Genomic DNA, 25,073 nt, shown 5'->3' on the forward strand with positions numbered 1-25,073 from the left:
GATCCGTCATTAGTGCCCCCGACGTACTGATCGTCTCTCACACCGAGGATACGTTCCCCGAGCGCTCCACTAATCGGCTCTTCGAAACGCGAGTGACAGTCCTGGGAACAGGATATTTCGCTCGGGTAAGACAGAGTAAACCGAAAGAACAGGAGCTGTACGAGACGGATAACAAATATCTATTCACTGGAACGGTCAGTGTGATTGAGCAATGCACGATCTGACCGGCTTCCAGCGCGACCTGCTGTACGTGATCGCAGGTGCTGACCGACCGTCGGGGCAGACCGTCAAGGACGAGGTCGAGAAGTACTATAGTTCGGAGATCAATCACGGGCGGTTGTATCCTAATCTGGACACGCTCGTCAACAAGGAGCTGGTCGAGAAGGGGCAACTCGACAGGCGAACGAACTACTACGCGATCACTGATGCCGGTCGACAGCAGATCGAAGATCGACGGGAGTGGGAAGGACAGTACATCGACTTCTAGGGCGAGGTTTCGCTTTCGGCGGCGGACGACCGCGAATGGTGTCGACGGTACGGATTCCCGTTGCTTTCGGTTCCACTACAGCCCTCACCCGGCGGTAACCCGGCCATAACAAAGCCCAGAAGGGTGTATCGCTCCAACGAGAATGCCATTCGTCTTGTCCGTACAGGGAGTAAATGCTACACGGCAACTCCCGGTGGATCGTCGATGAGTCATCGAACGAGTAGTTCGACGCGGTTCGGATTCGTTCGCCGCTACCCGTTCGATCTCGCGGTCGTCTCGATCGGTGCGCTGCTCGCATACCTGATCGTGACGATGGTCGGGACCGGAAGTAGCCTTCGACTGTTCGTTACGGTGCCGCTGGCGCTGTTTCTCCCCGGCTACGCGCTCGTTTCAGTCCTGTTTCCGGCCCGCGAGCGGGACGCGCGGGAGACGGCGGCGACGGCCACGGACGCCCGCCCCCGCGGAATCGATATCACCGAACGCGTGGGTCTGGGGTTCGCCCTGTCGCTCGCGATCGTTCCGCTGGCCGTGCTGGTGGTGCCGATCATCGGCCTGGAGTTGACCGCCGCGTCGGTCACAGCGGCGCTCGCTCTCGTGACGGTCGTCGCCGCACAACTCGGGGTCGTTCGACGGCTTCAGACCCCGGACACCGAACGGTTCAGTGTCTCACCGATCTCGAGTCTGGGGCGGCTCCGCGGCGACGATAACGCGGTTGCGACGGCGTCGTCGGTACTGCTCGTGGTGGCGATCGGTATCGCAGTCGGCGCGTTACTCGTGGGACTTCTGCTCCCCGTCTCAGGGGGCGGATACACCGAGCTCGCGCTGTACAGCGAAGACGAAGACGGCGAGCTGGTTGCCGGCGCGCTACCGAGCGAGGTCGAGTCCGGTGAGTCGATCCCGGTCACCGTCTCGATCGAAAATCAGGAAGGGGACCAACAGCGCTACACGGTCGTCATCCAGGAGCAGGTCCTCGAGGACGGCGAGGTGGTCGAACGAACGGAGTTGCAGCGGATCGACACGACCGTCTCGGACGGCGCGACCGCAAGCGGGGAGCGGTCGGTGACGCCGACGGCCGGGTCCGGCGAAACGGTTCGAATCAGCGTGTTACTCTATGAGGGCGAGCCGCCGGCCACGCCGACGAACGATAACGCCGCGGAGGAGACTCACTTCTGGGTGGAAGTGACCGGAGCGTAACGACGCCTCTGAGCACAGATTCGATCGAACGCTGCAGGGACCTCCCTTTTTCGACTCGTTTGATACCGAACACTGGTCTCCCGTCTCGAGATGGTAGTACCGTTTTGAGACGCGGAACTAACCCCCATCAACAACGCCTCTGGCGGTTGTTGTGCGGCAGTTGAGTTCACAATCGAACCGGTACGAGACGACTTCAAGGCACGCTGAAAACGCAAAGAAGGTACTCGTCTGGGTGGCGGGAATGAGCAAGAGCGTAACCGACAGCGACGGACATCGGACGACGAAGACCGACTATCGGCTCGCCAGGCCAAACGGGAGGTCCATATTCGGCCGGCGTGAGACGTGCTGGATTACCGAAAGGACGAGAACGATGAAACAGATCGCCAGCGCAACCATCGGCGCGAGACCGGTCGTCAGGGGGCCGACTGCGAGCCACGACAGCCCGAACGCGACGACGCCGATCGTGGTAACAGCCGCGTAGAGGCGGTGCCACGCCCGATCGTTCTCGAGTTGCCGATCGAGATACGGCTCGAAGCGGTCCTCGCTCGGCAGTAACTCGATCTTGTGTCCGTCGGGATCCCAGTCGACGATGCCGTGGTCCTCGAGCATTGGCAAATGGGTCTGGTACAGCGAGATGTAGACCCGACGGCGCTGGGTCCGGGTCACGTCGTCTGGATCGGTATCGTTCTCCCACGCGGCGACCTGCTGGACGAGCGGCGCGAGATCGCAGGAACCGCCCTGTCGCTTGAGGTACTGTACCGCTCGCCGTCGCCGCGCATTGCTGAAGACGTCGAATAGCTCGGCCTGCGTGAGTTCGGTCTCAGACATGGCTACTCTCGTCGTGTCGTCTCGCGTTCCGATTCCGATTCCGTCCGCCGGGGGTGCTCGGATAGTTCACACCAGTGAATGCCAGCGTGTCACACTTTACTATCACTCGGCTACCCGCGCGAAAGGGATTTATACCAGTTAGCGTCCGTGACAAACGCCTAATCCAACGTTTCGACGGCCGATACCGCTGTGATCGGGTGATCCCGACAGCGAGCGACCGGCTCACCGCGAGACTCGAGAGCGGCGTCTCGACGAGGCCGTAGTTCGTGACTACGGACCCTGCAAGCCCGGGATAACAAAGCCTCGCTACCGGCTGTTTCAGCATGATTACCCACGCGGGTATCGATTGACTATGAAACGAATACGCGACCGACCACGACACCGAGTAGCGGGTCGAACGCACGCCACGATTCACCGTCGCGGTCGCTCGAGCGACGTCTGCAGCAGCGACGACGGAGGCAGGACACGATGAGCGAAGCGGTACGAGAGGTCGTCCGCGGCGACGGCTGTACGATCGACGCCGACGCGACGGTCGGCTACGGCGAGTTCGACGAGCCGACTCGAATCGGCGACGACGCGACGATCAGAGCGGGTTCGATCGTCTACGGCGACGTGACGATCGGCGACGAGTTCGCGACGGGACACGACGTCCTCGTCCGCGAAGGGACGACGATCGGTGACGACGTGCTCGTCGGAACCAAGACGGTCATCGACGGGCAGACCACGATCGGCTCGCACGTCAGCCTCCAGACGAACGTCTACGTTCCGACTGAGACGACGATCGGCAGCAACGTCTTCGTCGGCCCGGGTGCGGTGCTGACAAACGACGAATACCCCGTCCGAACGGACACCGGACTCGAGGGGCCGACGATCGAGGACGGCGCGTCGATCGGCGCGAACGCGACGCTGTTGCCCGGCGTCACGATCGGCGAGAACGCGTTCGTCGCCGCCGGAGCCGTCGTCACGGAGGACGTCCCGGCCGACAGCCTGGCCGTCGGTTCGCCGGCGACCGTCCAGTCACTCCCGGAGCCCTTAGCGGAGGAAAACCAGCTCGCATGACGGATACCGAAACGAACCCCGAAGCCGACGGCGGCATCGAGACGAGTGCGGACGGCGGCACGGGAACCGAGACCGCGGAAACCGACGTCGAATCCGAACGGGAGGCGACGACAGCCGTTCCGATCGCCGACCCCGAACTCAGCGACGACGCCGTCCAGCGGGTCGAATCCATCCTCGAGGACGGCCGACTGGCAGACGGGCCGGAGGTCAGGGCCTTCGAGGAGGAGTTCGCGGCCTGCTGTGACACCGACGAGGCGGTCGCGACGGCCAACGGGACGACTGCGTTACACGCCGCCCTCGAGGCGATCGGGCTCGAGGACGGCGAGGCGGTGATCACGTCGCCGTTTTCCTTCGTCGCGAGCGCGAACGCGATTCGACTGGCGGGCGGCAAACCCGTCTTCGCCGATATCGATCCCGAGACCTACACGCTGGATCCGGCCGACGTGGAACGAGTGCTCGCCGAGCGCGACGACATCGCCGGAATCCTGCCGGTCCACCTCTACGGACTGCCCGCGGACATGCCGGCGCTGTGTGACATCGCCGACGACCGCGACCTGTTCGTCCTCGAGGACGCGTGCCAGGCCCACGGCGCGACAGTCGACGGCCAGCGAGTCGGCACGTTCGGTGACGCGGCCTGCTTCTCGTTCTATCCGACGAAGAACATGACGACCAGCGAGGGCGGAATGATCGTCACCGACCGCGACGACGTCGCCGAGCACGCCGCGAGCTACGTCAACCACGGCCGGGACGTGAGCGGGACCGGCGGTTACGACCACGTCGCGCTCGGACACAACTTCCGGATGACCAGCATCGAGGCGGCGATCGGTCGCGCCCAGCTCGAGCGGTTGTCGGAGTTCAACCGCGCCCGCCGCGAGAACGCCGCCGCGTACGATGCGGAACTCGCCGACCTTCCGCTCGAGACGCCAGCGGAGCCGACCGGCTCCCGCCATGTCTACCACCAGTACACGGTGCGGACGACGGATCGGGACGCCCTCGCAGCGACGCTCTCGGAGCGAGGGATCGGGACCGGGATCTACTACGAGACGCCGATCCATCACCAACCGGCCTACGAGACGGTTAGCACGGCTGCGGCACGGCTTCCCCACGCGGAACGGGCGGCCGATGAGGTGCTATCGCTGCCCGTTCACCAGGGCCTGTCGGCCCGCGACAGGAGAACCGTCGTCGAAGCAGTGCGGACCCACTTTACGACCCAATGAGCACGGACTATCGAACGGACGAGACGAGCGACGAACAGATTCGGGCCGGCGTCATCGGCGTCGGTTCCATGGGCGAAAATCACGCGCGTATCTACGCCGAACTTCCCCGCGTGGAACTCGCCGGCGTTACTGACCACGACGATGGGATCGCCCGACGAGTCGCCGACAAATACGAGACCGAGCCGCTCGACCTCGAGACGCTGTGCGAGCGCTGTGACGTCCTGACGGTAGCCGTCCCGACCCGCGCTCACTACGAGATGGTCTCGACCTGTCTCGAGGCGGACGTCAACGTCCTGGTCGAGAAACCGATCGCGGAAACCGTCGAACAGGGCCAGCAGCTGGCCGAGCAGGCCCGCGAGGCCGGGCTCGTCTTGCAGGTCGGCCACATCGAGCGGTTCAACCCGGCAGTACAGACAGTCGAGGAACTGATCGACGACCTGGACGTGATCGGCATCGAGGCCGAGCGTCTCGGCCCGCCGATCGACCGGACGACATCTGACAACGTCATCCACGACCTGATGGTCCACGACGTCGACGTCGTCGGCTCGATACTCGACGATACGCCCCACTCGGTCACTGCGATGGGGACCGAGAACGGCCAGTACGCCACTGCGACCATCGAGTACGACGATGTCGTCGCGACAGTGACGGCGAGTCGCGTCACCCAGAAGAAGGTGCGAAAACTCACCGTCACCGCTCGCGAGTGCCTCGTCGAAGTGGACTACCTCGAGCAGTCGGTGTTGATCCACCGCGATTCCTACCCCGAGTACCTCACGGACGACGGGCAGTCCCGATACCGCCACGAGAGCGTCGTCGAGCGGCCCCGAGTCGACACCGGCGAGCCGTTGCGAAACGAACTCGAGTCGTTCGTCGAGGCCGTTCGCACCGGCTCCGAGCCGGAAGTGACCGCCGAAGACGGGATTCACGCCCTCGAGACGGCCCAGTTGATCGATCGGCTCGCGATGGGACCGCCGGACGAGACGGACGACGAACCGCCGCGAGAAACGGAGGTCGAAGCCTGATGCCGGAAGCTTCGACCGGTAGTAGCGATGAAGCCGAATCCCAGACTACTGGCGGAACTGACGGTCAGCCCACGGATGGTGACGGCCAGACCGCTGCCGGAGCCGACGGCCAGACCGCTAGCGGGCTCTACGGCTCGAGCCAGTCCCCGGACCGCCAGCGCGACCGCCTGACGAGCGGCGAGATTCCGGTCGCCGTCTACGGGCTCGGCAAGATGGGGCTCCCGCTCGCAGCGGTCTACGCCGAGACCACGGGGAACGTAACTGGCGTCGACGTCGACCCCGCCGTCGTCGAGACGATTACCGCCGGGGAGAGTCACGTCGTCGGCGAACCCGGCCTCGCGGACCTCGTCGCCGACCAGGTCGATGCGGGGCGACTCGAGGCCACGACCGACGGATCGGCGGCGGCGTCTGCGGCGCGGATTCACGTCATCATCGTCCCGACGCTGCTGGACGACGAGAACGATCCGGATCTGACGACGGTCGAGTCGGTCGTCGACGACATCGCTGCCGGTCTGGCCCCCGGCGATCTGGTAATCGCCGAGTCGACGCTGCCGCCGGGGACCTGCCGCGACGTCCTCGAGCCCCACCTCGCGAGCGAGAGCGGCCTCGCACCCGACGAGTTCGGGCTCGCGTTCTGTCCGGAACGGACCGCCTCGGGCACGGCGTTGCGGGACATCCGCGGCCAGTATCCGAAGGTCGTCGGCGGCGTCGATCCGGAGAGCACTCGGGCGGCTACGGTCGTCTACGACGAACTCTCGGACGACGAGGTCCACCCCGTCTCGGACGCGACGACCGCGGAGGCCGTCAAGGTGTTCGAGGGAATCTATCGCGACGTGAACATCGGTCTCGCGAACGAGCTGGGCCGACTCGCGGACGAGCTCGATATCTCGGTCCGCGAAGCGATCGACACGGCAAACGACCTGCCGATGTGCCAGCTCCACGATCCCGGCCCGGGCGTCGGCGGGCATTGCATCCCCTACTACCCGCACTTCCTGCTCGGCCGGACCGACGAGCCGATGGCCGTGACCGAGACCGCCCGCCAGGTCAACGACGAAATGCCCGCCGCCGTCGTCGACCGACTCGAGGGCGAACTCGAGCAAGCGGGCACCGACCTCGCGGACGCCTCGATCGTCGTCCTCGGGATAACGTATCGACCGGGCGTCGAGGAGACGCGCGCCTCGCCCGCGCTGGGAGTGATCGACGACCTGCTCGAGCGGGGAGCCGACGTCGCGGGCGTCGACCCGCTCGTCGATCCGGCTGACCACGGCGCGCGGCCGGTGGCGATCGATGAGCTACCGAACGAGACGTTCGACGCCGCCGTAGTCGTCACGCCCCACGAGGAGTTCGATCGAATCGACTGGGCCGCCCTCGAGCCGATGGTCGTCGTCGACGGCCGGGACGCGTTCGACCTCTCGGAAACGTCCCATCGGGAGTACGACCTCGCCGGCTCGAGCGACGGCCGGCCGCCGCGGGATTCGCGTGATCCCGACGATAGTACCGAACGCGATGACACTGAGCGCGATGGTACCGAGCGCGGGACGTCAGAGGCGGTGAGCACGAGCACGGACGGAGGAAACGATGTATAAGGGCAAGCGAATCGGCGTCGTCGTCACGGCCTACGACGAGGCGTCGTTCGTCGGTCGCGTCATCGAGACGGTCCCGGACTTCGTCGATCGGATCTACGCCATCGACGACAGATCGCCGGACGAGAGCTGGCAGGTGATCCAGCGCGTCGCCGAGCGGGTCAACGCGGAGGCGGAGAGCGACGGAGTCGAACGGGTGGTCGCGGTCACCGACGGCGGCGACGACCGTCGCGTCGTGCCGATCCGTCACGAGGAAAACCGCGGCTACGGTGCGGCGGTCAAGACCGGCTACCGCCGCGCGACGGAAGAGGGGATGGACGTCGTCGCCGTCATGAACGGCGACGGCCAGATGGATCCCACCATCCTCGATCGGATCATCGATCCGGTCGTGACCGGCGAGGCCGACTACGCCAAAGGGAATCGGCTGCTTCGACCCGAAGACCGCGGGGACATGTCGACGTTCCGGTTCGTCGGAAACGCGATCCTCACCGGGCTCTCGAAGTTCGCCTCGGGCTACTGGTCGATCGGCGACCCGCAGAACGGGTACACCGCTATTTCGCGGGACGCGATCGAGCGACTCGACCTCGAGGCGATCACCGACCAGTACGGATTCCTCAATCACCTCCTGACACACCTCAACGTGGCGGGCTGTCGCGTCACGGATGTCCCGATGACGGCGGTCTACGGCGACGAGGAGAGCAGCATCCGGTACGTCCCGTTCGTCCGGTTCGTCTCCCTGCTGTTGCTCCGGAGCTTCTGCTGGCGGCTGAAAACGCGGTACGTCGTCCGGTCGTTCAATCCGGCCGTCGTCCACTACGCCGTCGGCGCAGTGGGTCTGGCCGGCGGCCTGATGGGACTGGGCGTCTCGCTCGTCCGGGTGGCACGCGGCGACGAGGCCGTAACGGCCGGCCTCGCCTCGTTCGCCGCACTCCTCACCGGGCTCGTCTCGCTCGGCAGCGCCATCCAGCTCGACGCCGAAGCGAGCGACGAACTCGAGGTCTCGTACGACGAACGCACGTCGACGACTGACGGAGTATCCGATCGCGACGATCGACCGCCGGCTCAATCGATCGAGTAAGTCACGATCGCGTCGCTCTCGCAGGTCGGACACTGGGTTGTTCCGGCCGAGACGTTCGTCCCGCAGTTACGACACTCGTGGACGACCGTGACTGATTTGACGCCATCACCGCTTTGCGCGGCGGTTTCGGGTGTATCCACGGTGGAGTCGGAGCCGGAGAACAGTTCACTAAGTAGTGTAGAGAGACTCATAGAACAGGGTTGTCGGCTCTATTCCAGAGATAGCTATAAGTTTTTCGTGAGTCGTTCGATACTGTCATCGGTACGTATAATTCCGTGAACTGACCGATTCTGTGGCTCGTGATAGCTTGGCACGCCCTCAGTACAGTCATCATTCCGACGGCGTCACATCGACTGTGATCGCGGCTGTAACACCCGCTTGGTCGACCGGTCGAACCGGTCGACCGTTCCCCGCGACCGGGCGACGTCGACGAGCAGGTCGGTGAGGTTCACGAGCTCGTCCACGTACTCCCGCCGCCGCCGTTGCCAGCGATCATCGGCCGTGTCGTCGGCGAGAATCTCGAGCGAGCGAGCACGGACCGCATCGTACTCGTCGAACTGCTCGGTGAGGCCGGCCCGCTCGAGCGCCTGAAACTCGCCGTACTCGTGCGTGTCGGTGCCGCGATACCGGAAGGCTGGCGTCCCGAGCAGTGCCGCCTCGTTGACCATCGTCCCAGTGTCGGCGACCAGCAGCGACGCCTCGGCCATCGCGTCGTGGATCAACGCGGGGTGGAGATCGTACGCCCGCGCGGGGAGGTCCCGGAGGTCCATCTCGTCGCCCTCGTCGGAGACGAAGACAGTCACCTCCTCGCTGAGTCGTTCGATCAGGTCGCGGCGCTGTTCGGGACGGAACCCCTCGATACCTGCGTCGTGAAGGGCGTCGAGGGCGTTGAACCGAACGAGCACGTACGGTTCGTCCGGGGCCACGTCGAGGTACTCCCGCACGTCGACGTTCGGTTCGAAGACGTCGGGATGGAGATAGGCACACTCCTTGAAGCCGTCGAAGGTGTAGTGGGCGTCGCCGAGGTCGCGCCGCGTCACCGCCGGCGAGAGAATACAGTCGGCGAAGGGCCGGGAGACGGTGTGGTTGAAGTCGCCGGGCTCGTCGTCCAGGACGAGCACGACGGGGCTCCGCGTCAGCGTGCCGGCGGTGGCCGCGTAGGGTCCCCGGCCGAAGATCACGTCGGGATCGAACCGGATCGATTCGGTCGCGATGGTGAGGAACTGGCCACCTAACTCGCGGGCGAACCCCAGTTTCGAGTATCGCTCCGTTCTGTGATCGCCGTACACCCGGTAGGGCATGTCGAAATAGTCGAGTAGGTCGGTCGTACAGGCGTACTCCCTGGTGAGTACCAGCACGTCGTGACCCGTTCGCTCGAGACGGTCGACGGCGTGTCGATACAGGTGAACGTGGGCTGGCGTATTCGCCAAGACGAGGATCCGCATCGCTGCAGACTACCCCCGCTCGACCCTTTGTAATCCCATCGCTACGGACGGAATCGATCGGAAGCCCCCGTGTACGGAGCCAACATCTAGGTGTAGGTGAAGAAAAACCAGTCTCGGTCGAGCGGATAACAAAACGGTTTCAGTCCGTTTCGTCCGATACTCGAAATGGACGTCCTCACGCTCACTGCGTACGCCGATGCCCCGTTCATGATTCAGCAGATGGACGCGCTCGAGGAGCGCGGCGTCTCGTTTACGACGATGTCGGTGGCCGGTGAGATCGACGACGACACCGACCGGAGTCCGGTGGACTACCTCCGGACCGTTCCGAGGGCCATCCGGGAGGCGGGGAACGGCTACGACCTGATACACGCTCACTACGGGTTGACGGGGCCGATCGCGCTCGCACAGCTCCGCAAGCCGGTCGTCCTCTCGCTGTGGGGATCGGACGTCCACGGCCCGGTCGCGCCCGTCAGCCGGGCGTCCGCGCCGTTTTGTGACGAGGTCGTCGTCATGTCCGAGGAGATGCGCACGGAACTCGGCCGCGACTGCCGAGTGATTCCTGACGGCGTCGACCTCGAGACGTTTCGTCCGGAACCCCAGGATCGGGCCAAAGCGCGGGTCGACTGGGACGACGATGAGGACGCGTACGAGGTACTCTTCCCCTACTCCCCCGCACGCGACGTGAAGAACTATCCGCGGGCCGAGCGCGTCGTCTCCGTGGTCGACAACCTCCTCGAGCGACCCGTGCGGCTCCGGACCGTCTCCGGCGTCGATCACGATGCGGTTCCGGACTACATGAACGCCGCCGACGCGCTCCTGTTGACCTCCCACAGCGAGGGGTCGCCTAACTCGGTGAAGGAGGCGCTGGCCTGCAACCTCCCCGTCGTCGCCGTCAACGTCGGCGACGTGCGGGAGCGACTGGCCGGCGTCGAGCCCTCCTGCGTCGCGGCGAGCGACGAGGAACTCGCCCGGGGACTCATCGACGTCCTCGAGCGCGGCGAGCGGTCGAACGGCCGCGAGGCCGCCCGCCAGGTGAGCATCGACCGGACGGCCGATCGGATGCTCGAGGTCTACGAGGGGGTCGCAGGGCAGGTGATCGAGACCGAGGATGACAGGGAGAAACGACCTGTGACGGGAGCGGCTCGACTCGAATAGCTCTCATACTACCGACCTCGAGCCGGTATGGTTCAAAATTTAGTTTCCGACCCAAAACATATCTTTCACCAGTGCGTGGGGTCCCGTATGGGAGCGGACGACTCGAAAATTTCCGACGTCGATCCGTTTCCGGAAACGGAAACGGAAACCGAGGTGAACGACGCAGCCGAGCGGGAGTGGACGGCCGCGACGACGGCGTTCGAGCGCGTCGAATCGGTTCTCGGTCGAACGACCGACTGGCAGAGCGCGAGCGAAATCGCTGACCGGGCCCGCGTCTCCGAACCGACCGCACGAAAGCATCTCACAGCGCTGGCCGAGACAGGGCATGCGGCGACGAGAGAGACCGGAAATGCGACTCGATTCCGACGTAACCCCGACCGACGGCGACTCGAGCGAGTGCAACGACTCGCTGACGATCACTCGCGCGGTGAGCTAGAGCGTTCGATCCGCGAGATGAAAGCGCGGATTCGGGCGTTCGAAGACGCGTACGAAGCGACGAGTCCCGAGGAACTCGTCGATAGTCTGGAACCGGACGACGAAGACGGGTGGAACGATCTCTCTCGGTGGAAGACGACGCGCCGAAATCTCGCGTTCGCGAAGACGGCCCTCTCGTTTACGGAAACGCGACTCGTCGACTCGAGGAGCACTGGTGAGGAACGCGCAGAGAATGCCTGACGAACGGGGACCGATCGACTGGGACGCGTTACGCTCAGTCGAGCGCGTCTTTCGCGATCGACTCGACGGACTGGTCACGGACGTGACGTACGCTCCGAGTGCTATCGACCCGGTCGAACTGCAGATCACACTCGCCCTCGGCTTCGACGGAGACAGCTGCCGGTTCGACATCCAGTGGTGGCTGAATCACGGATACAAGTACCACTACACTGAATCCGATCTCGAGTTCCGGTTCGGCTGGGAAATTCGTCCGAGCTACCCGGACAAACACTTCCACTCGCCTGAAAACCCGGCCGAGCATCGCGAGTCGTGTATCACTCACGAGGAACCGGAACTGGTCACGCTCGCCGTCATCAAGTGCTGGTGGGACGCGCTCGAGGCCGACGATCCGTCGCTGCTGAATTCGCGCGAAAATCCGCCATAGCTGGGACGATATTCGATACTTGGTGGCCGTTCTATTTCGGCGCTACTGCACTTCCGCCCGATACCACTCCATTGCCTCGGGCACGTGCGCCTCGAGCGGCTGGTACTCGTAGCCCAGTTCCTCGCTGGCTTTCCGCGAGCTGTAGAACAGTCGCTGGGTGGCGAGTTTCGCCATCTGCCGATCGAAGGGGAACATCCGGCGATCGGCGACGGCGTCGACGACCTCGGCGACCGGCCCGGCGGCCTGGATCGCCGCGGCAGGGACGCGGATCCGTGCAGGTGAGCCGCCGGCCGCGTCGGCGATTCTGGAGACCGCCCGGTCATAGGTGAGGTTCTCGCCGCCGAGGATGTAGTGTTCGCCGCTGGTCCCGCGCTCGTACGCCGCAAGTATGCCGTCGACGACGTCGGAGACGCCGACGATGCTCAGGCCGCCGGGGAGGTGGGCGGGCATCGTCGGCTCGACGCCCATCGAGAGCAGTTGCGCGGTGAACTCCTCGTCGCCCGGCCCGAAGATCGACGTCGGGTGGACGGTGACGGCGTCTCCGTCCGTGTCGGCGTACCGATCGACCAGCGCCTCCGCCTCGGCTTTCGAGGCCTGGTAGGCACCGATCGGCTCGGCCACGTCCGTCTCGTCCGCGAAGTCGCTCCCGTTCTTCGGGCGACGCGTTCCGGACGTACTGGTAAACACCACGCGGCCCACGTTGCTGTCTCGACAGGCCTCGAGCACGCGCTCCGTCCCGTCTCGGTTAACTTCCCAGACCGTCTCCGGGCCGGCGCTCCAGAGGCCGATCCCCGCGAGGTGGAAGACGACGTCGATCCCGTTGACGAGTTCGCGCAGCGTCTCGTCGTCGAAGAGATCGCCGACGTACCACTCCACGTCGTCGAGATCACCCCGATCCGAGGTCGGGCGACTGAGCCCGCGAACCGTCCAGCCGTCCTCGAGCAGACGTTCACACAGCCGCGAGCCGAGGAAGCCGGTCGCGCCGGTGACCGCCGCGGTGCGAGATTCAGTCATGGTCGTCATCGACCGCCCTCGAGTTGCGGCGGGACGGCGTCGCCGGCGACCGCCGCGTAAACGCGGTAGGCGGCCGAGACGGCGGGGTGGGTCTCGTCCGAGGGCGGGAGTTCGCCGTCGGGGATCCGATCTCGAAGCCGCTCGAAGTCGACGTTAGCACCCTCGACGGAGACCGGTCCGGCCTCACCGCGGGCCGTCTTCAGCGCCGCGTCGGTCTCGATCGAGCGCCCGAGCAGCGAGGTCGCGACGGCGTCGACAGCGGGAGCCGAACCCGCGAACAGCGCGTTCCCCGTAGCGGGATCGCCGCCGTAGGCAGTCGTCGCATCCAGAACGCTCACGGCGGGCTCGATGACGCGCGTCGCCGCGACGGGAACCCGCTCGGGATCCGCGGTCGAGTCGACGAGCGCGGCGAGCGTTCGCATCGCGCCGGCGACCGGCCCGTCCTCGCTCGGTCGCAGCGACGGGACGACGATCACGGTACTCTCGACGAGCCGCTCGGACACCGAGATCGCCATCGGCGTTCCGTCGACGGTACAGATGTCGTCGGTCCGGGACTCGTCCGCCAGATCGACGAGTTCCGCGTCGAACCGCTCGAGCAGGCTCGCGTAGCCGAGGTACGCCGCCGTCCGGCCAAAGGAGATCCGCTCGTCGCTCGCACCGGCGACGGCGACGTCGGCGTCCGTCCGCCGCTCGAGGCGGGCGACGATCGACCCGATCACCGCGGGATCGGTGACCATCCCCGACGACGGGTGGAACGGGTAGTGAGCGTCGGGGACGAGCGTAATCCGGTCGGCCTCGGCGAGCGTCTCGAGCGAGGGCTCGAACAGGTCTCGAACGGGCGACCCGAGGGCGGCCATGCGGTCGTCGACGTCGGGGTCCCAGCCGCCGCGGCGTTTATCGGCGTCGACGGCGGCCGCGCGGACCGATGCCTCCGTCGTGGAATCACCCATCGCGCTCATAGCGTCACCTCCGGCGTCTCGAGTCCGTCGATCTCGTCGGCGGCTTCGTCGGTCTCCGCGGCCAGTTCGTAGGCTCGCTCGGCGAGCGCGAGCGTTCGGCGACCGTCGGCCCCGTCGATCGGCGGCTGCTCGCCCTCGCGGATCGCCTCACAGAAGTCCGCCAGGGCGTCGTAGTGAGCCTGCAGGTAGAAGGACGGTCCGAAGACGTCCGGTTCGTCGCGCGTGAGTCGACTGGCGACGTTCGAGAGGGCGGACTTGGCCGCGCCGGCGTAGAAGTTCTGTGGCAGGTGCTCCTGATTGCTGATCGTCCCCGTCACGCCCTCGAGGCGCAGGCGGGTGTTGACCTCCGGGAGTTGTTCCCACTGGTAGGAGCCACAGTGGAGCGTGATCGTCGTCCCCGCCTCCGGCGCTTCCATGAGGACGGTCGCGGCGTCCTCGACGTCGATCTCGAGCGTCCGTCCCATCGACGCGTCCCGGACCCGGAGCTCGCCGAACAGCCACTCGAGGACGTCGAAGCAGTGAACGCCGAGCTCGAGCAGGGAGCCGCCGCCGACGGCGTCGGAGTCCAGCGGCCACGAGGGTGGTGCGTTCTCGACCGGCGGTCGACCGAGCGGGCCGTCGTTGAGTCGGGTGATCGAGGCGTAGGGGACGTGACCGACGCTCCCCTCGTCGTAGGCCGCCTTGACGCCGGCCATGTCCGGCTGGTAGCGCAGCGTGTGGTCGACGCCGACGGCGATCTCCGCCTCGCGGGCGGTCTCGAGCAACTCGTCGGCCTCCTCGGTCGAGCGAGCGAGCGGTTTTTCGACGAAGACGTCGACGCCGGCCTCGGCGGCCCGCTCGACGGCTTCGGCGTGGAGGAACGGCGGGAGCGCGACGACCGCCGCGTCCAGGTCCTCGGAGTCGAGCAGCGTCGCATAATCGTCGTACGTGCGCGACGCACCGACGCGTTCGGCGCGCTCGCGATTCTCGGGGACGGCGTCAGCGGCCGCCACGACTTCGACGCCGGGCATCGCGGCTGCTGACTTCAGGTGTACCATGCCGATGTTCCCGACGCCGAGGACGCCCAGCGAGAGCGCACTCGAGTCGGTCAACCGATTCAAAAGAGGTGTTGGTGCCATCTGTCCGAAAACGGGCCGGCTGCGGGCTTTGTTATCGTCGCCGTACCCTCCGGAGCGCTCGAGTAGCGAATCCCTTCAGTCGATCGTCTCGGTCAGCTCCAGCTTGCTGTCGCCCGCTCCGTAACCGGCGACGGTCCTGAGACGCGGCAGGCAACGTCGCCCATCGTCTCGACCGTGAGATCGGTCGCGGTCCGCCGGCGCTCGAGGTGGGCGAGGATCGCCCGCATGCGACGATCGTCTCGCTCGTGGGTCAGGTTGTTCGGGTGAAGCCACATGTGAAAGAGCCCGTCAGTCCGAGCCGCCTCGTCGATCCCGCGGCGGGCCAACTTGACCATCGGATCCGTCCAGATCGACTCGGCGACCGTCCGCGCCGGCCCCTCGAACCCGAAGAGGAACATCGACGCCGGGACGTTGACCAGCCCGTGCTCGTCGACGGCCGGTTCGACCAGCATCGACTGGTCCCGAACTGCCGAATCGAAGAGACCGCGCACGCCGTCCCGCGTGGGCGACGTGCCCCGATAGGTCGTGATTCCCTGTGCGGCCAGCACGTCCCGGTGGCCGATATCGTTGCGCGGATAGACGAACGAGTCGATCGACTGGTCCCAGTCGCCCGCGATTTCGCGGCTGCGCTCGAGTTCGGCGACGGCGAGTTCGCGGTCCGTTTCTGGCCGACCGAACAGGACGTGCGAGAAGGAGTGGCTGGCGAACTCGTGGTCGGTGTCCGACTTGAGGAGATCCGTCACGAGATCGGTGCCGAATCGGAGCTCCTCGCGGTCCGCCCAATCGGTTCGCTCGCGGTCGAACCAGCCGTCGGGAGCCGGATGATCGGCGTGGACGCCGTCGCAGTCGTCGAGCATGAGGTGACCGACGACGGCCCACGTCGCGGGGATATCGAACTCCTCGAACAACTCGAGCATGACCGACCAGCCGCGGCGACCGGCCTCGACCCGCTCGGTTGGCGGATCGGCCAGATCGTGGAATCCCCAGCCGAGTTCGGCGTCGAGGGAGATTACGACGCTGCCCACGAGATCCACCACTGTTGAACGCGTTTCATATCGGGACGGTCCGTCTGGGGTGACTTCGTTATGGATCGCTTGTCGAGACGGGAACCGAGAACGGTCGCGTTTACTGCCGGCTTTCGACCCGCCGCGATCGCGCTCGTGCCGTCGCGGGAGTTAATCGGACCGAACGCGATCGCGTGCGACCGAATACCGCCTGAAACCTCTCTATAACAAAGCGCTCGTCGGGCAATTTCTGTCTATAGACGTCTCCGACGTCTCCCTACGTAATCATGAGCGGATCTACAACTCCCTCCGAGCGAGCGTTCGTGCTCGGACTCGACGGCGTACCGTGGAGACTCATCGAGCAATGGAGCGACGAGGGGGAACTCCCCAACTTCGCACGGATGCGCGACGAGGGCGCATCCGGAACGCTCGAGAGCACCCGCCCGGCGACGACGCCACTCGCGTGGCCGTCGATCGCGACGGGAGTCTGGCCGGACAAGCACGGTATCTACGGCTTTCAGAACCTCTCTTCGGAGTACAGCCACGAAATGTACACGAGCCGGGATCTCGCACAGCCGGCCCTCTGGGAGCAACTCGGCCCGGCCCACGTCGGGAACGTTCCGATGACGTATCCGGTCAGCGAGATCGACGGCACCATGGTCACTGGCATGATAACGCCGTCGACGGACCGGGAGTTCACCCATCCGCCGGATCTCCAGGCGGAGATCGAGTCCCGGATCCCGAACTACGAGATCAGCCTCGATTACCCCGAGTACGCCGACCGACTGGACGATTTCGAGGACGCCGTCGACGACGTGCTCGCCAAGCGCCGCGAACTGATGCGGATCCAGATGGATCGCGCGAGCGACGACTGGCAACTGTTCTTCTTCGTCTACACCGCACCCGACCGATTCCAGCACCTCATCTGGGATATGGATCGGCTGCTCGCCCACTACAAGAAACTCGACGACGTGCTCGGCGAGGTCATGGACTACACGGACGATCACGACGCGGACCTCTACGTCGTCTCCGATCACGGCTTCGGCCCGATCGAGGATCTCGTTTACGTCAATCGTATCCTCGAGCGAGAGGGGTTCCTGTTCCGACGCGAAGACGACGGGACCCGCGGCGCACTCGCGAGCCTCGGCATCTCCCGGGACGCGATCACCGGCGTGCTCAATCGCGTCGGGATCACCGAAAAGGCGCTCGTCCAGTCGCTCCCTCGGCAGCTGGTCGACTCCGTCGCCGAGCAGATTCCCGGTGATCACGCCCTCTACGACGTCGACTTCGACCGCACGGTCGCGTTCGTCCACGACACCGGCAACTGCTACATCAATGACACCGAGCGCTTCGACAGTGGCGTCGTCGACCCGAGCGAGATTCCCGCGGTGAAAGCCGACATCAGGGCCGCCCTCGAGTTGGCGACCGACGCCGACGGCGACCCGCTGCTCGAGGTGGACGACGGGGACGAACTGTTCCCGACGGACGACGAGTCACCGGACCTGGTCGTGAGCGGTCGAGGAACCTACGAGGCGCGGAGCACGGTCGCTGACGAGGTGATCGGCGATACCGGGGTCTACGACGCGAGCCACCGGAGCGAGGGAATCGTCCTCTGTCGTGGGCCGTCGATCGACGCCGGTGCGACGCTGCGCGGGGCCCGCGTGGTCGACGTCGCGCCGACGCTACTCCACGGGATCGGCGAACCGGTGCCGGAAAACGCCGACGGACGGGTACTGTTCGATGCGTTCGCCGAGGAAGCGCGCCCGGCGTCGACGAAAGTCGACCGCACGACGATCAGCAAGACCGACAGCGACGACGCGGTCGACGAGGACTTCGACGAAGTCGAGGATCGGCTGAAGGGACTCGGGTATATGGAGTGAGGAACCGTCCCGTCCCCTCGAGACCTGTTTTACGAACCGCTATCGGTCCGGCCAGTGTTCAACCCCGTCGCGCCGTCGTTTGGCAGTCGACTGGCAGCAACGAGGGTGCAACGGAAACGAGCATTCACTGATACCCCGCGCCGTTCGATCGGCTGTTGAACGACTGGCCTCTCCTCGAGTTACGACTGATCGCGCGGTAGCGTCAGGGTGATGGTGTTTCCCGCCTCGGACCGATCGAACGCGATGTGGCCGTCCGAGAGATCCACGACCCAGTAGACGAGCCACAGACCCAGCCCGGACGTGTGATAGACGTCGTTCATCTTCCAGTCGCCGGTGAGAATGCGAAACTCGATTTCCGGAATCGGTGGGCAGTTATCCCGGATCGCGACGGTGACCGTCTCCGGGCGCAAACGGACGGACACCGACAGATTCGGGACTCCCCGGGGTTCGTGGCGGACCGCGTTCTCGAGGAGTTCGACCACGGCTAACTCCACTTCGGGGACTGCGAGGGCAGTCGCCGCGTCCGGACACGTCGTCTCGATCGACGCGTTCGGATACTGATCGCGTATCGTCTCGATCGCGTCGGTTGTGACCTGGACGAAGTCGATCGGGACCGGCACCGGCCCCTCCATCAGCAACTCGATGATTTCGCGTTGCTTGGCCGCGGTCTCGAGGAGTTCCTCCCCCTGCTGATAAATTATCTCCGCGCGCTCGCGGGACGGGTCATCGGCCTCTCTGGCGATACACTCGGCGTGGCCGAGAATAACGGACAGATCGTTTCGCAGATTGTGACGAAGGAGCTTGTCCATGATCGCGAGCTGGCGTTCCCGTCGGCGACGGTTAGTGACGTCCCGGGTGAATCCGACGATGCGGTCGACCTCGCCGTCCTCGACGATCGCTTCGGATCGAACCCAGACCCAGCGGCTGTAATCGGTGTCCGGATTGACGCGATACTCGACGTCGACCGATTCGCCGGCCGAGGCGCGACGCATTACGTCTCTGACCCGGGAAACGTCGTCGGGGTGGACGACGTCGAGAAACGACTGCGGATCGGCTTCGAGCGCGTCGACGGACTGACCGAAGACGTCCTCGTAGGCGGGATTGACGAACAGGAGCTCGTTCCAGTCCGCGTTGAACATCCAGAGGACGTCCCCGACCGTCCCGGCGATCGTCTGCAGTCGACTCTCGGCGTCGCGGCGATCCCGTTCCGCGGCGACCTGCTCGGAGATATCCCGCGAGCTGACGACGTACCCCTCGAGCGTGTCGTCCGGAAGGTCCGTAATGCGGCTCTCGAGCCACACCCATCCGCCGTGTTGGCTCGCGTGACGATAGCGGACTGACTCCGACGATACTCCCGTCGTCCCGGCCTGCTCGAATCGATCTGCGACCGCCTGTCGATCGTCCGGGTGAATGTACTTCCGGGTACTCTCGCCGACGAGTTCGTCCGGTTCGTAGCCGAGGATAGAGCGGCTCGCCTCGTTGACGTAGAGATACGTCCCCGTCTCGTCGACGACGGCGAGCTTGTCTCGAGCGTGCTCGAGCAAGATCGAAGCCAGATCGTCGATTGTGACGGTCATCGCACTAGTCTAGTGGTCATTCACGCAGGATAAGCAAAAGCGTGGTGGGCGTCCCACGGACCGGTCCTCGCCTACCGTTCGGACCGAACAAGCCGAAGTCCGGCTTTCGCCGTCGTCCAGGCCGGATAGACGGTATTATAGACGCCGTTCGGGGCGTTTCGCGCACCGGCCCAGAGGAGTCGGTGGGCCAACGGCGGGCCGGACGACGAGATCAGGGCGTCGAGATTCGTACTCTCGAGCCACTCGAAGAAGGCTCGCTCGGCCGATGTCGCGGGTTCGGTCTCGCTCGCGCGCTCGCGGATGTCGGCCCACATGTGGCGTTCGTCCTGCCCGAGCACCCACTCGCCGCGCTCGAGGGAGCGCCGGAGGTCGCGGTAGTCCGCGTCCGAGAACGGATAGCCGTGGTTCGACGGCTCGAGACCCGACAGGCGAAGGCCGACTGCTGTCCGATAACACTTCTCACACTCGCCACAGTTGCCGTCCATGCGATCGTTACAGGTCTGGAGTTGCAGGTCGGGATCCGCCGCACGGACGTAGTCGGCGATGACGTCGAGGCGTTCCTGCCGGGTGAGTTCGTACGCGTCGTGGTGACACCGTGTCCCGGCCCACCGGACGTGCTCGTCGATGTCGGGGCGCGACCCCCACTCGAGGTCGACCCCCTCCCAGTGGGTCGCGGCGACGTAGAGGTCCTCCATTCCGCGCGCGTAGGCCATCGGCGCACAGAGGCCGAGCAGCCCCAGCCCGTGACCCACGGAGCTGTACCAGCCGCCGTCGACGTAGCGCTTGTAGTGGGCGAGCAGCATGGGATGGTCGAGAAACGAGAGCATGTTGGACTCGACGAACGCCGTCTCACAGTCGTGATCGGCGGCGAAGCCCGAGACGCGCTCGCGGAGGGCGTCCCACTTCCCGTCGTCGGCGGAATCCGGGGTGATCGTCCAGCCGCGAACGCTGATCAGCGTCGGCGACTCCTCGCGGTGGCGGACGTACGAGCACGTCGAGTCGACGCCGCCGGTAAATAGCAGGCCGCTCTCGCCGGTCGCGTCCGGCTCCGGTTCGATAGTTCGGCGCGCGTAGAGCGTTCCACCCTCGAGGAAGTTGTGCATGTCACACAGCGATTCCTTCACGTCCTCGAGCGCGCGGGCGAACGTCGCGTCGACCTCGTCGACGTAGACGTCGGCCCCGTTAGCCCACGCAACTGGACAGACCTGTGCGAGGATGGGGATCGCGAGCACGCCCTCGGGAACGTCCGCGATCGGAACGTCGTAGCTGGTTCGAAACGATTCGTCGGTGAAGAACCGCTCGAGGTCGGCCGAGCTGCGGACCGAACACTCGAGGGTTCCGTCGTGGGTAGTGATCCCGTCGATGATAATCGAGGACATAGGTGAGTGCGAATTCGGGTGTCGTCTCGACCGATCACGACCGGCTACAAAAACCGGCACAATCGTTGATCGGTTCCGTCTCGAGAAGTCAATCCGTAGCTGACTGTTCCGACTCTCTAGGGATCGCCTACTTCGATCTCGATCCTCACAATAGCTGTTTTCGAGGGTAGGATGCCTATAACAAACCTCGGTAGCACCGACGACTGGGCCAACACATGCGTCTCGAGACTGGACTGACAGCACTCGGTGAGACGGCGTGAGACGATCGACGTTCAACGCGATGGGCGCGATCGGTTTTCTCGCGGTTGCGATGGGGATTCTTCTGGCGAGAGCGAACCCCGCGACCGACTACGAGCCGTCGGTTTACGCGGGAGCCCCGACGATCACCTGGGTCGGATTCGCACTCGCGCTTGCGATTGCGGTCGGAACGACCCTGTCCTGTCGCGGCCGCCAGCAAGGACTCGGAATCGGCCTCGGGGGACTGACGGTCACGGCCATCGTGAGCCTCCCGCTGTTCCAGAACTATCACTTCGCCGGAATGGGCGATGCACTCACCCACCTCGGCTGGACCCGAGACATCGTCACCGGTGGAACCGCACCGCACGAACTCTTCTATCCGGGATTACACGCGATCGCGACAGCGCTGCATTTCGCCGGCGGTGTCTCGATCGAACGCGGGCTCCTGATCGGGATGGTCGTCCTCTTCGTTCCGTTCGTCGTCTTCGTTCCGCTCGTCGTCCGCGATATGAGCGGTGACGGGCTGGCGGTCGGTCTCGCGGCAATCGTCTCCTGGATGGTGTTGCCGATCAACAACATCGCGACGCATATGGGAGTCCACACGAACTCGAACGCGCTGTTTCTCGTCCCTCCCGTGATCTTCGCGATCGTCGCCTATCTCCGGCGGCGCTCGACGCTCGAGCGGCTCCCGTTCGGCGCGTCGCCGTTCAGCGTGCTCATCTTTCTGACCGGCCTGGCACTCCTGCTGGTTCACCCCCAGCAGATGTTCAACGTCGTCGTTCTCGTCGGTGCGATCAGCGGCGTCCAGTACCTCGCCCGACGGCGCTACGACGACCACCCGATGCTCGAGCATCCGACGACCCACGTCCACACGATCTCCCTCGGAGCCCTCTTCGGGCTCTGGGCGCTCGGCAACGAACGGTTTAGGGAGGCCGCTGCCGGCCTCGTCACCGGCCTGCTCGCACAGGAGATCGGCGGCGGCACCGAGGTCGACCAGCGGGGGGCATCGCTGACCGAGATCGGCGGGAGCCTCACCGAGTTGTTCGTGAAGATGTTTCTCGATGCAGCGATCATCGGCCTCATCGTCGGCTGTTTCGTTCTGGTCGTCTGGCTCGGACGGTCGAGCCTCGACGGAGAGACCAGATCCTTCGTCAACTACATCGCGCTCGCGCTGTTCCCGCTCTCGGGCATGTTTCTCGTCTACTTCCTCGGGACGCCGACGATGGCGTTCCGGCAGATGGGATTCATCTACGTGCTCCTGACGATCCTGGCCGGCATCGCCCTCGCACAGTTCGTCGGCGGCCTCTCGGGCGTGATCTCGAGGCCCGGGGCGAACGCAGTCACGGCGTTGGTGCTGGGAGCGTGTCTCGTTCTCGGACTGATGACGGTGTTCGCGTCGCCGCTGATATACACTTCGGGTCAGCACGTGACCCCTGAAATGATGAGCGGCTACGAAGACGGGTTGGATCACGGGGGCGATGACGTCCCCTACGCGGGAATGGGGTACGATCCGTACCGATACGACCACGGAATCAACGGGATTTCAGGCGGCGGCGGCGACACCATCGGCGGCGCGTCGGCTACCACCGGCTCCGTCAATGCCAGCGTGTTCTCGGACGGTAACTACAGCGGGGCCTATCCGACCGACGAGTACTACCTCGTCGTCACCGACTGGGACGAGTCGAGAGAGATCGACGTCTACCGGGAACTCAACTACCGCGAAGCCGCGCTCGACGGGCTCGAAACCGAGCCGGGCGTGAACAAGGTCATTTCGAACGACGACTTCGAGATGTACGCGGTCGACAGCGAACCCTGAGTTCCTCGAGCGGTCGATGCAGTAGGGCTCTCCGAAGGCGCTGCGCGTCGATGCAGTGAGAGATGACACGACGCTTTGATTTAGGTAGTACGCGCGTGCGCTCGAGAACGTCTCTCATTTTCATCGACCGTCGGGGTCTTCGGAGTGTAATTCGATGGACCGTCCATCCCGTCGACCCTGCATCGACGTCGCGATGGCAGTTGCGCTTTCCGCCCGCACCAGCTTGAGGTCACAGCTGTCTCTCCGCTATCGCCCGGCAAACGGCCGGTAATACCGTATTACGGACGGGGAAACGCGTAGCTGGCCGGACGAAACAGTATCTCCACGCGCGTACCAGTACATCTGACCGATGCCTGAAGCCTGCTCTCAGACGCCTGCTATCCGGGTAATTCGATCCTTTCTCGAGTAACAATGGAATTAGCCGCCCCGGTTTGGCCGTCGGTTCGTTCGTATGTTCGTGAATAAATTGTCGTATATTATGACCCTTTCCGCAACGTTAGAATCTATGTCTGTAAATTTAAGCTATATCAGCAAGGAAAAGTTTATGAGTGTAAGTCATCGTTACGAGATTGTATGGCGCAGAATCCCCGTCCGTCCGAAACGGAATCCGCTCCGACGACAGGCCGAAATTCCGGATTAACCCGCCGTAACTACGTTCGCTCGCTCGCCGCGGTGGCGACCGCAACGTCCGTGCTCGGTGGTGCCGGTGCAGCCTCGGCCCAAGAGGACTACGAGGTTATCGAAGCCGAGGGACAGACGATCACCATCGACGCCGGTGAGACCTGGGAGAACAAACTCATCGACATGACGACCGGTCAGGACATCATCGTCACCGCCCACAGCAGCGACTGGACGATCCGAAACATCGGATTCAAGGGCGAGAACACCTCCGGCACCGGCTCCGCCACGTTCGGCATCTCTGACACCGCCGGCGGCACCTGTACCGTCGAGAACGTCTACCTCGGCGACGGCTCGAGTACGGGTAACAGCAACCCGAACGGGCACGGCCAGACCGCCTTCTGGGTCGCCCCCGACCACTCCGGTCACATCAATTTCAAAAACGTCAACATTCAGAACTTCGCGGACAACGCGATCTACGGCTCCGCCCCCGGCAACAAGGGCGGCGGCACGATCCACATCGACAGCAGCTTCGCCGCGAACTGCTACGTTTCGCACTTCCGGCTGGCTACCGAGGGCAGCAAGGTAACCAATTCCAGTGTCTACGTCGACAGCAGTGAGGGCTACGTCGGCCGCGGTATCTGGGCGTGGGCCCCCGGGACGATCGAGGTCGACAACTGCCAGATCGAGATGAACGGGCAGAACTCCGCCATCGTCGCCGGTGCGAACGGAAGCCCCACCCAGGTCTCCGTGACGAACACCAACTACGACGACGGGGCCGGCATCTCCGAAGAAGCGGGCTCGAGCGTCCAACTCGGTGACGGCGTCGGTACCGAACCCGAAGCAATCATCCCGGACGGCGTCCCGACCTCCCCCGAAGAAGCCGCTTCCGGCGGCTCGAACTGACCCGTCCTGCATCCGCTGCTGAAACGCCGCTCCCCGAATTCATCCGCGCTGATGCGGCCGTCCATCCACAGCCGATCCCTGCTAACGGGACCGTCAACCTTCCCCGCTGACGCACCCCTCCACCGCAAACCCGGTCCCCGCTGACGCGATCCGCTATGAATTCGGTCCCCGCTGACGCGACTTTCCTCCCGGCACGGACCGTTGCGATCTTCCCTCCCGCGATTGCGCTGCCGTGTCCTTCCACCGCCGTTTCGCCAGTATTTCTCGGTCGGACAGTATCCGACTCGATCGCTGTCGATGGGTTCTGTACTGCCCGAACTACGCGCTCGAGACCTCACCGATGCTGTCTTTCTGTCCGGTCCACCAGTCATGCCGCTCGAACGAAGTCGGCTGTGACC

Annotated in this window: 22 protein-coding genes; 13 read left to right on the forward strand and 9 right to left on the reverse strand. The window is 64.8% G+C overall.

Features of this window, described 5'->3' with window-relative positions:
* Positions 1-211 precede the first annotated feature (211 nt).
* Both HYG81_RS22235 and HYG81_RS22240 read left to right on the forward strand, forming a co-directional pair.
* Positions 212-487: a PadR family transcriptional regulator gene (locus tag HYG81_RS22235; RefSeq protein WP_098726399.1), complete on the forward strand. Its 276-nt coding sequence runs from the start codon at positions 212-214 to the stop codon at positions 485-487.
* 204 nt (positions 488-691) lie between these two features.
* Positions 692-1,681, forward strand: a complete 990-nt coding sequence (locus tag HYG81_RS22240) for a DUF1616 domain-containing protein (protein ID WP_180841875.1) — start codon at positions 692-694, stop codon at positions 1,679-1,681.
* A gap of 291 nt (positions 1,682-1,972) precedes the next feature.
* Here the strand turns inward: HYG81_RS22240 and HYG81_RS22245 are convergent, their stop codons facing one another.
* On the reverse strand, positions 1,973-2,509 hold the full coding sequence (locus HYG81_RS22245; protein ID WP_180841876.1) for a DUF7344 domain-containing protein: 537 nt from the start codon (positions 2,507-2,509) through the stop codon (positions 1,973-1,975).
* 468 nt (positions 2,510-2,977) lie between these two features.
* Here HYG81_RS22245 and HYG81_RS22250 point away from each other — a divergent pair, with 468 nt between their 5' ends.
* The 5 genes from HYG81_RS22250 to HYG81_RS22270 are packed head-to-tail and all read left to right on the forward strand — an operon-like array spanning position 2,978 to position 8,468.
* Complete coding sequence (locus tag HYG81_RS22250; protein WP_180841877.1) at positions 2,978-3,568, forward strand: acyltransferase; 591 nt, start codon at positions 2,978-2,980, stop codon at positions 3,566-3,568.
* Positions 3,565-4,785 carry a DegT/DnrJ/EryC1/StrS family aminotransferase gene (locus HYG81_RS22255; protein WP_180841878.1) on the forward strand — a complete coding sequence of 407 codons (1,221 nt, stop codon included), beginning with the start codon at positions 3,565-3,567 and terminating at the stop codon, positions 4,783-4,785. Before HYG81_RS22250 ends, HYG81_RS22255 begins: the two co-directional genes overlap by 4 nt.
* Entirely contained in the window at positions 4,782-5,807 is a 1,026-nt protein-coding gene (locus tag HYG81_RS22260) for a Gfo/Idh/MocA family protein (protein WP_180841879.1), read from the forward strand. The genes HYG81_RS22255 and HYG81_RS22260 overlap by 4 nt, the downstream gene beginning before the upstream one ends.
* Positions 5,807-7,393 carry a nucleotide sugar dehydrogenase gene (locus HYG81_RS22265; RefSeq protein WP_180841880.1) on the forward strand — a complete coding sequence of 529 codons (1,587 nt, stop codon included), beginning with the start codon at positions 5,807-5,809 and terminating at the stop codon, positions 7,391-7,393. The genes HYG81_RS22260 and HYG81_RS22265 overlap by 1 nt, the downstream gene beginning before the upstream one ends.
* On the forward strand, positions 7,386-8,468 hold the full coding sequence (locus tag HYG81_RS22270) for a glycosyltransferase family 2 protein (RefSeq protein WP_180841881.1): 1,083 nt from the start codon (positions 7,386-7,388) through the stop codon (positions 8,466-8,468). Before HYG81_RS22265 ends, HYG81_RS22270 begins: the two co-directional genes overlap by 8 nt.
* Here HYG81_RS22270 and HYG81_RS22275 read toward each other — a convergent pair.
* Together HYG81_RS22275 and HYG81_RS22280 are read right to left on the reverse strand one after the other, a co-directional pair.
* Complete coding sequence (locus tag HYG81_RS22275) at positions 8,453-8,659, reverse strand: hypothetical protein (protein WP_180841882.1); 207 nt, start codon at positions 8,657-8,659, stop codon at positions 8,453-8,455. The genes HYG81_RS22270 and HYG81_RS22275 overlap by 16 nt on opposite strands.
* 153 nt (positions 8,660-8,812) lie before the next feature.
* Positions 8,813-9,913 (reverse strand): DUF354 domain-containing protein, encoded by a 1,101-nt coding sequence (locus HYG81_RS22280; RefSeq protein WP_180841883.1) that lies wholly within the window; start codon positions 9,911-9,913, stop codon positions 8,813-8,815.
* A 165-nt stretch (positions 9,914-10,078) separates the two neighbouring features.
* Here HYG81_RS22280 and HYG81_RS22285 point away from each other — a divergent pair, with 165 nt between their 5' ends.
* From HYG81_RS22285 to HYG81_RS22295, 3 genes are all read left to right on the forward strand, one after another.
* The gene (locus HYG81_RS22285) at positions 10,079-11,068 is read left to right on the forward strand and encodes a glycosyltransferase (RefSeq protein WP_180841884.1); all 990 of its coding nucleotides are present in this window, start codon (positions 10,079-10,081) and stop codon (positions 11,066-11,068) included.
* 87 nt (positions 11,069-11,155) lie between these two features.
* Positions 11,156-11,743: a DUF7342 family protein gene (locus HYG81_RS22290; RefSeq protein WP_180841885.1), complete on the forward strand. Its 588-nt coding sequence runs from the start codon at positions 11,156-11,158 to the stop codon at positions 11,741-11,743.
* Positions 11,736-12,167: a hypothetical protein gene (locus tag HYG81_RS22295; RefSeq protein WP_180841886.1), complete on the forward strand. Its 432-nt coding sequence runs from the start codon at positions 11,736-11,738 to the stop codon at positions 12,165-12,167. The genes HYG81_RS22290 and HYG81_RS22295 overlap by 8 nt, the downstream gene beginning before the upstream one ends.
* 42 nt (positions 12,168-12,209) lie before the next feature.
* Here the strand turns inward: HYG81_RS22295 and HYG81_RS22300 are convergent, their stop codons facing one another.
* From HYG81_RS22300 to HYG81_RS22315, 4 genes are all read right to left on the reverse strand, one after another.
* A complete protein-coding gene (locus tag HYG81_RS22300) occupies positions 12,210-13,181 on the reverse strand; it encodes an NAD-dependent epimerase/dehydratase family protein (protein ID WP_180841887.1) in 972 nt (323 codons plus the stop codon).
* A gap of 5 nt (positions 13,182-13,186) precedes the next feature.
* Positions 13,187-14,140 carry a DUF362 domain-containing protein gene (locus HYG81_RS22305; protein WP_425607538.1) on the reverse strand — a complete coding sequence of 318 codons (954 nt, stop codon included), beginning with the start codon at positions 14,138-14,140 and terminating at the stop codon, positions 13,187-13,189.
* Positions 14,137-15,258, reverse strand: a complete 1,122-nt coding sequence (locus tag HYG81_RS22310) for a Gfo/Idh/MocA family protein (RefSeq protein WP_180841888.1) — start codon at positions 15,256-15,258, stop codon at positions 14,137-14,139. The genes HYG81_RS22305 and HYG81_RS22310 overlap by 4 nt, the downstream gene beginning before the upstream one ends.
* Before the next feature lie 92 nt (positions 15,259-15,350).
* A complete protein-coding gene (locus tag HYG81_RS22315) occupies positions 15,351-16,283 on the reverse strand; it encodes a polysaccharide deacetylase family protein (RefSeq protein WP_180841889.1) in 933 nt (310 codons plus the stop codon).
* A 266-nt stretch (positions 16,284-16,549) separates the two neighbouring features.
* Between HYG81_RS22315 and HYG81_RS22320 the strand changes: the two genes are divergently transcribed.
* Complete coding sequence (locus HYG81_RS22320; protein ID WP_180841890.1) at positions 16,550-18,142, forward strand: alkaline phosphatase family protein; 1,593 nt, start codon at positions 16,550-16,552, stop codon at positions 18,140-18,142.
* Between the two features lie 179 nt (positions 18,143-18,321).
* On the opposite strand, the gene HYG81_RS22325 is transcribed toward HYG81_RS22320, so the two are convergent.
* Entirely contained in the window at positions 18,322-19,719 is a 1,398-nt protein-coding gene (locus HYG81_RS22325; RefSeq protein ID WP_180841891.1) for a PAS domain-containing sensor histidine kinase, read from the reverse strand.
* Between the two features lie 71 nt (positions 19,720-19,790).
* Positions 19,791-21,098 (reverse strand): hypothetical protein, encoded by a 1,308-nt coding sequence (locus HYG81_RS22330; RefSeq protein ID WP_180841892.1) that lies wholly within the window; start codon positions 21,096-21,098, stop codon positions 19,791-19,793.
* Between the two features lie 256 nt (positions 21,099-21,354).
* Between HYG81_RS22330 and HYG81_RS22335 the strand changes: the two genes are divergently transcribed.
* Positions 21,355-23,151, forward strand: coding sequence for a hypothetical protein (locus tag HYG81_RS22335; RefSeq protein ID WP_180841893.1), 1,797 nt, complete (start codon positions 21,355-21,357; stop codon positions 23,149-23,151).
* A 573-nt stretch (positions 23,152-23,724) separates the two neighbouring features.
* The gene (locus HYG81_RS22340) at positions 23,725-24,675 is read left to right on the forward strand and encodes a hypothetical protein (RefSeq protein ID WP_180841894.1); all 951 of its coding nucleotides are present in this window, start codon (positions 23,725-23,727) and stop codon (positions 24,673-24,675) included.
* The last annotated feature ends 398 nt before the right edge of the window (positions 24,676-25,073 follow it).

The organism is Natrinema zhouii (genome assembly GCF_013456555.2).
Classification (GTDB): Archaea; Halobacteriota; Halobacteria; order Halobacteriales; family Natrialbaceae; genus Natrinema; species Natrinema zhouii.

Coding starts and splice junctions, on each gene's coding strand:
- HYG81_RS22285 (WP_180841884.1), top strand. CDS start 10,079: ATGGACGTCCTCACGCTCACTGCGTACGCCGATGCCCCGTTCATGATT.
- HYG81_RS22330 (WP_180841892.1), bottom strand. CDS start 21,098: ATGTCCTCGATTATCATCGACGGGATCACTACCCACGACGGAACCCTC.
- HYG81_RS22340 (WP_180841894.1), top strand. CDS start 23,725: ATGGCGCAGAATCCCCGTCCGTCCGAAACGGAATCCGCTCCGACGACA.
- HYG81_RS22250 (WP_180841877.1), top strand. CDS start 2,978: ATGAGCGAAGCGGTACGAGAGGTCGTCCGCGGCGACGGCTGTACGATC.
- HYG81_RS22270 (WP_180841881.1), top strand. CDS start 7,386: ATGTATAAGGGCAAGCGAATCGGCGTCGTCGTCACGGCCTACGACGAG.
- HYG81_RS22290 (WP_180841885.1), top strand. CDS start 11,156: ATGGGAGCGGACGACTCGAAAATTTCCGACGTCGATCCGTTTCCGGAA.
- HYG81_RS22325 (WP_180841891.1), bottom strand. CDS start 19,719: ATGACCGTCACAATCGACGATCTGGCTTCGATCTTGCTCGAGCACGCT.
- HYG81_RS22300 (WP_180841887.1), bottom strand. CDS start 13,181: ATGACTGAATCTCGCACCGCGGCGGTCACCGGCGCGACCGGCTTCCTC.
- HYG81_RS22310 (WP_180841888.1), bottom strand. CDS start 15,258: ATGGCACCAACACCTCTTTTGAATCGGTTGACCGACTCGAGTGCGCTC.
- HYG81_RS22240 (WP_180841875.1), top strand. CDS start 692: ATGAGTCATCGAACGAGTAGTTCGACGCGGTTCGGATTCGTTCGCCGC.
- HYG81_RS22260 (WP_180841879.1), top strand. CDS start 4,782: ATGAGCACGGACTATCGAACGGACGAGACGAGCGACGAACAGATTCGG.
- HYG81_RS22255 (WP_180841878.1), top strand. CDS start 3,565: ATGACGGATACCGAAACGAACCCCGAAGCCGACGGCGGCATCGAGACG.
- HYG81_RS22265 (WP_180841880.1), top strand. CDS start 5,807: ATGCCGGAAGCTTCGACCGGTAGTAGCGATGAAGCCGAATCCCAGACT.
- HYG81_RS22320 (WP_180841890.1), top strand. CDS start 16,550: ATGAGCGGATCTACAACTCCCTCCGAGCGAGCGTTCGTGCTCGGACTC.
- HYG81_RS22275 (WP_180841882.1), bottom strand. CDS start 8,659: ATGAGTCTCTCTACACTACTTAGTGAACTGTTCTCCGGCTCCGACTCC.
- HYG81_RS22305 (WP_425607538.1), bottom strand. CDS start 14,140: ATGAGCGCGATGGGTGATTCCACGACGGAGGCATCGGTCCGCGCGGCC.
- HYG81_RS22245 (WP_180841876.1), bottom strand. CDS start 2,509: ATGTCTGAGACCGAACTCACGCAGGCCGAGCTATTCGACGTCTTCAGC.
- HYG81_RS22235 (WP_098726399.1), top strand. CDS start 212: ATGCACGATCTGACCGGCTTCCAGCGCGACCTGCTGTACGTGATCGCA.
- HYG81_RS22280 (WP_180841883.1), bottom strand. CDS start 9,913: ATGCGGATCCTCGTCTTGGCGAATACGCCAGCCCACGTTCACCTGTAT.
- HYG81_RS22295 (WP_180841886.1), top strand. CDS start 11,736: ATGCCTGACGAACGGGGACCGATCGACTGGGACGCGTTACGCTCAGTC.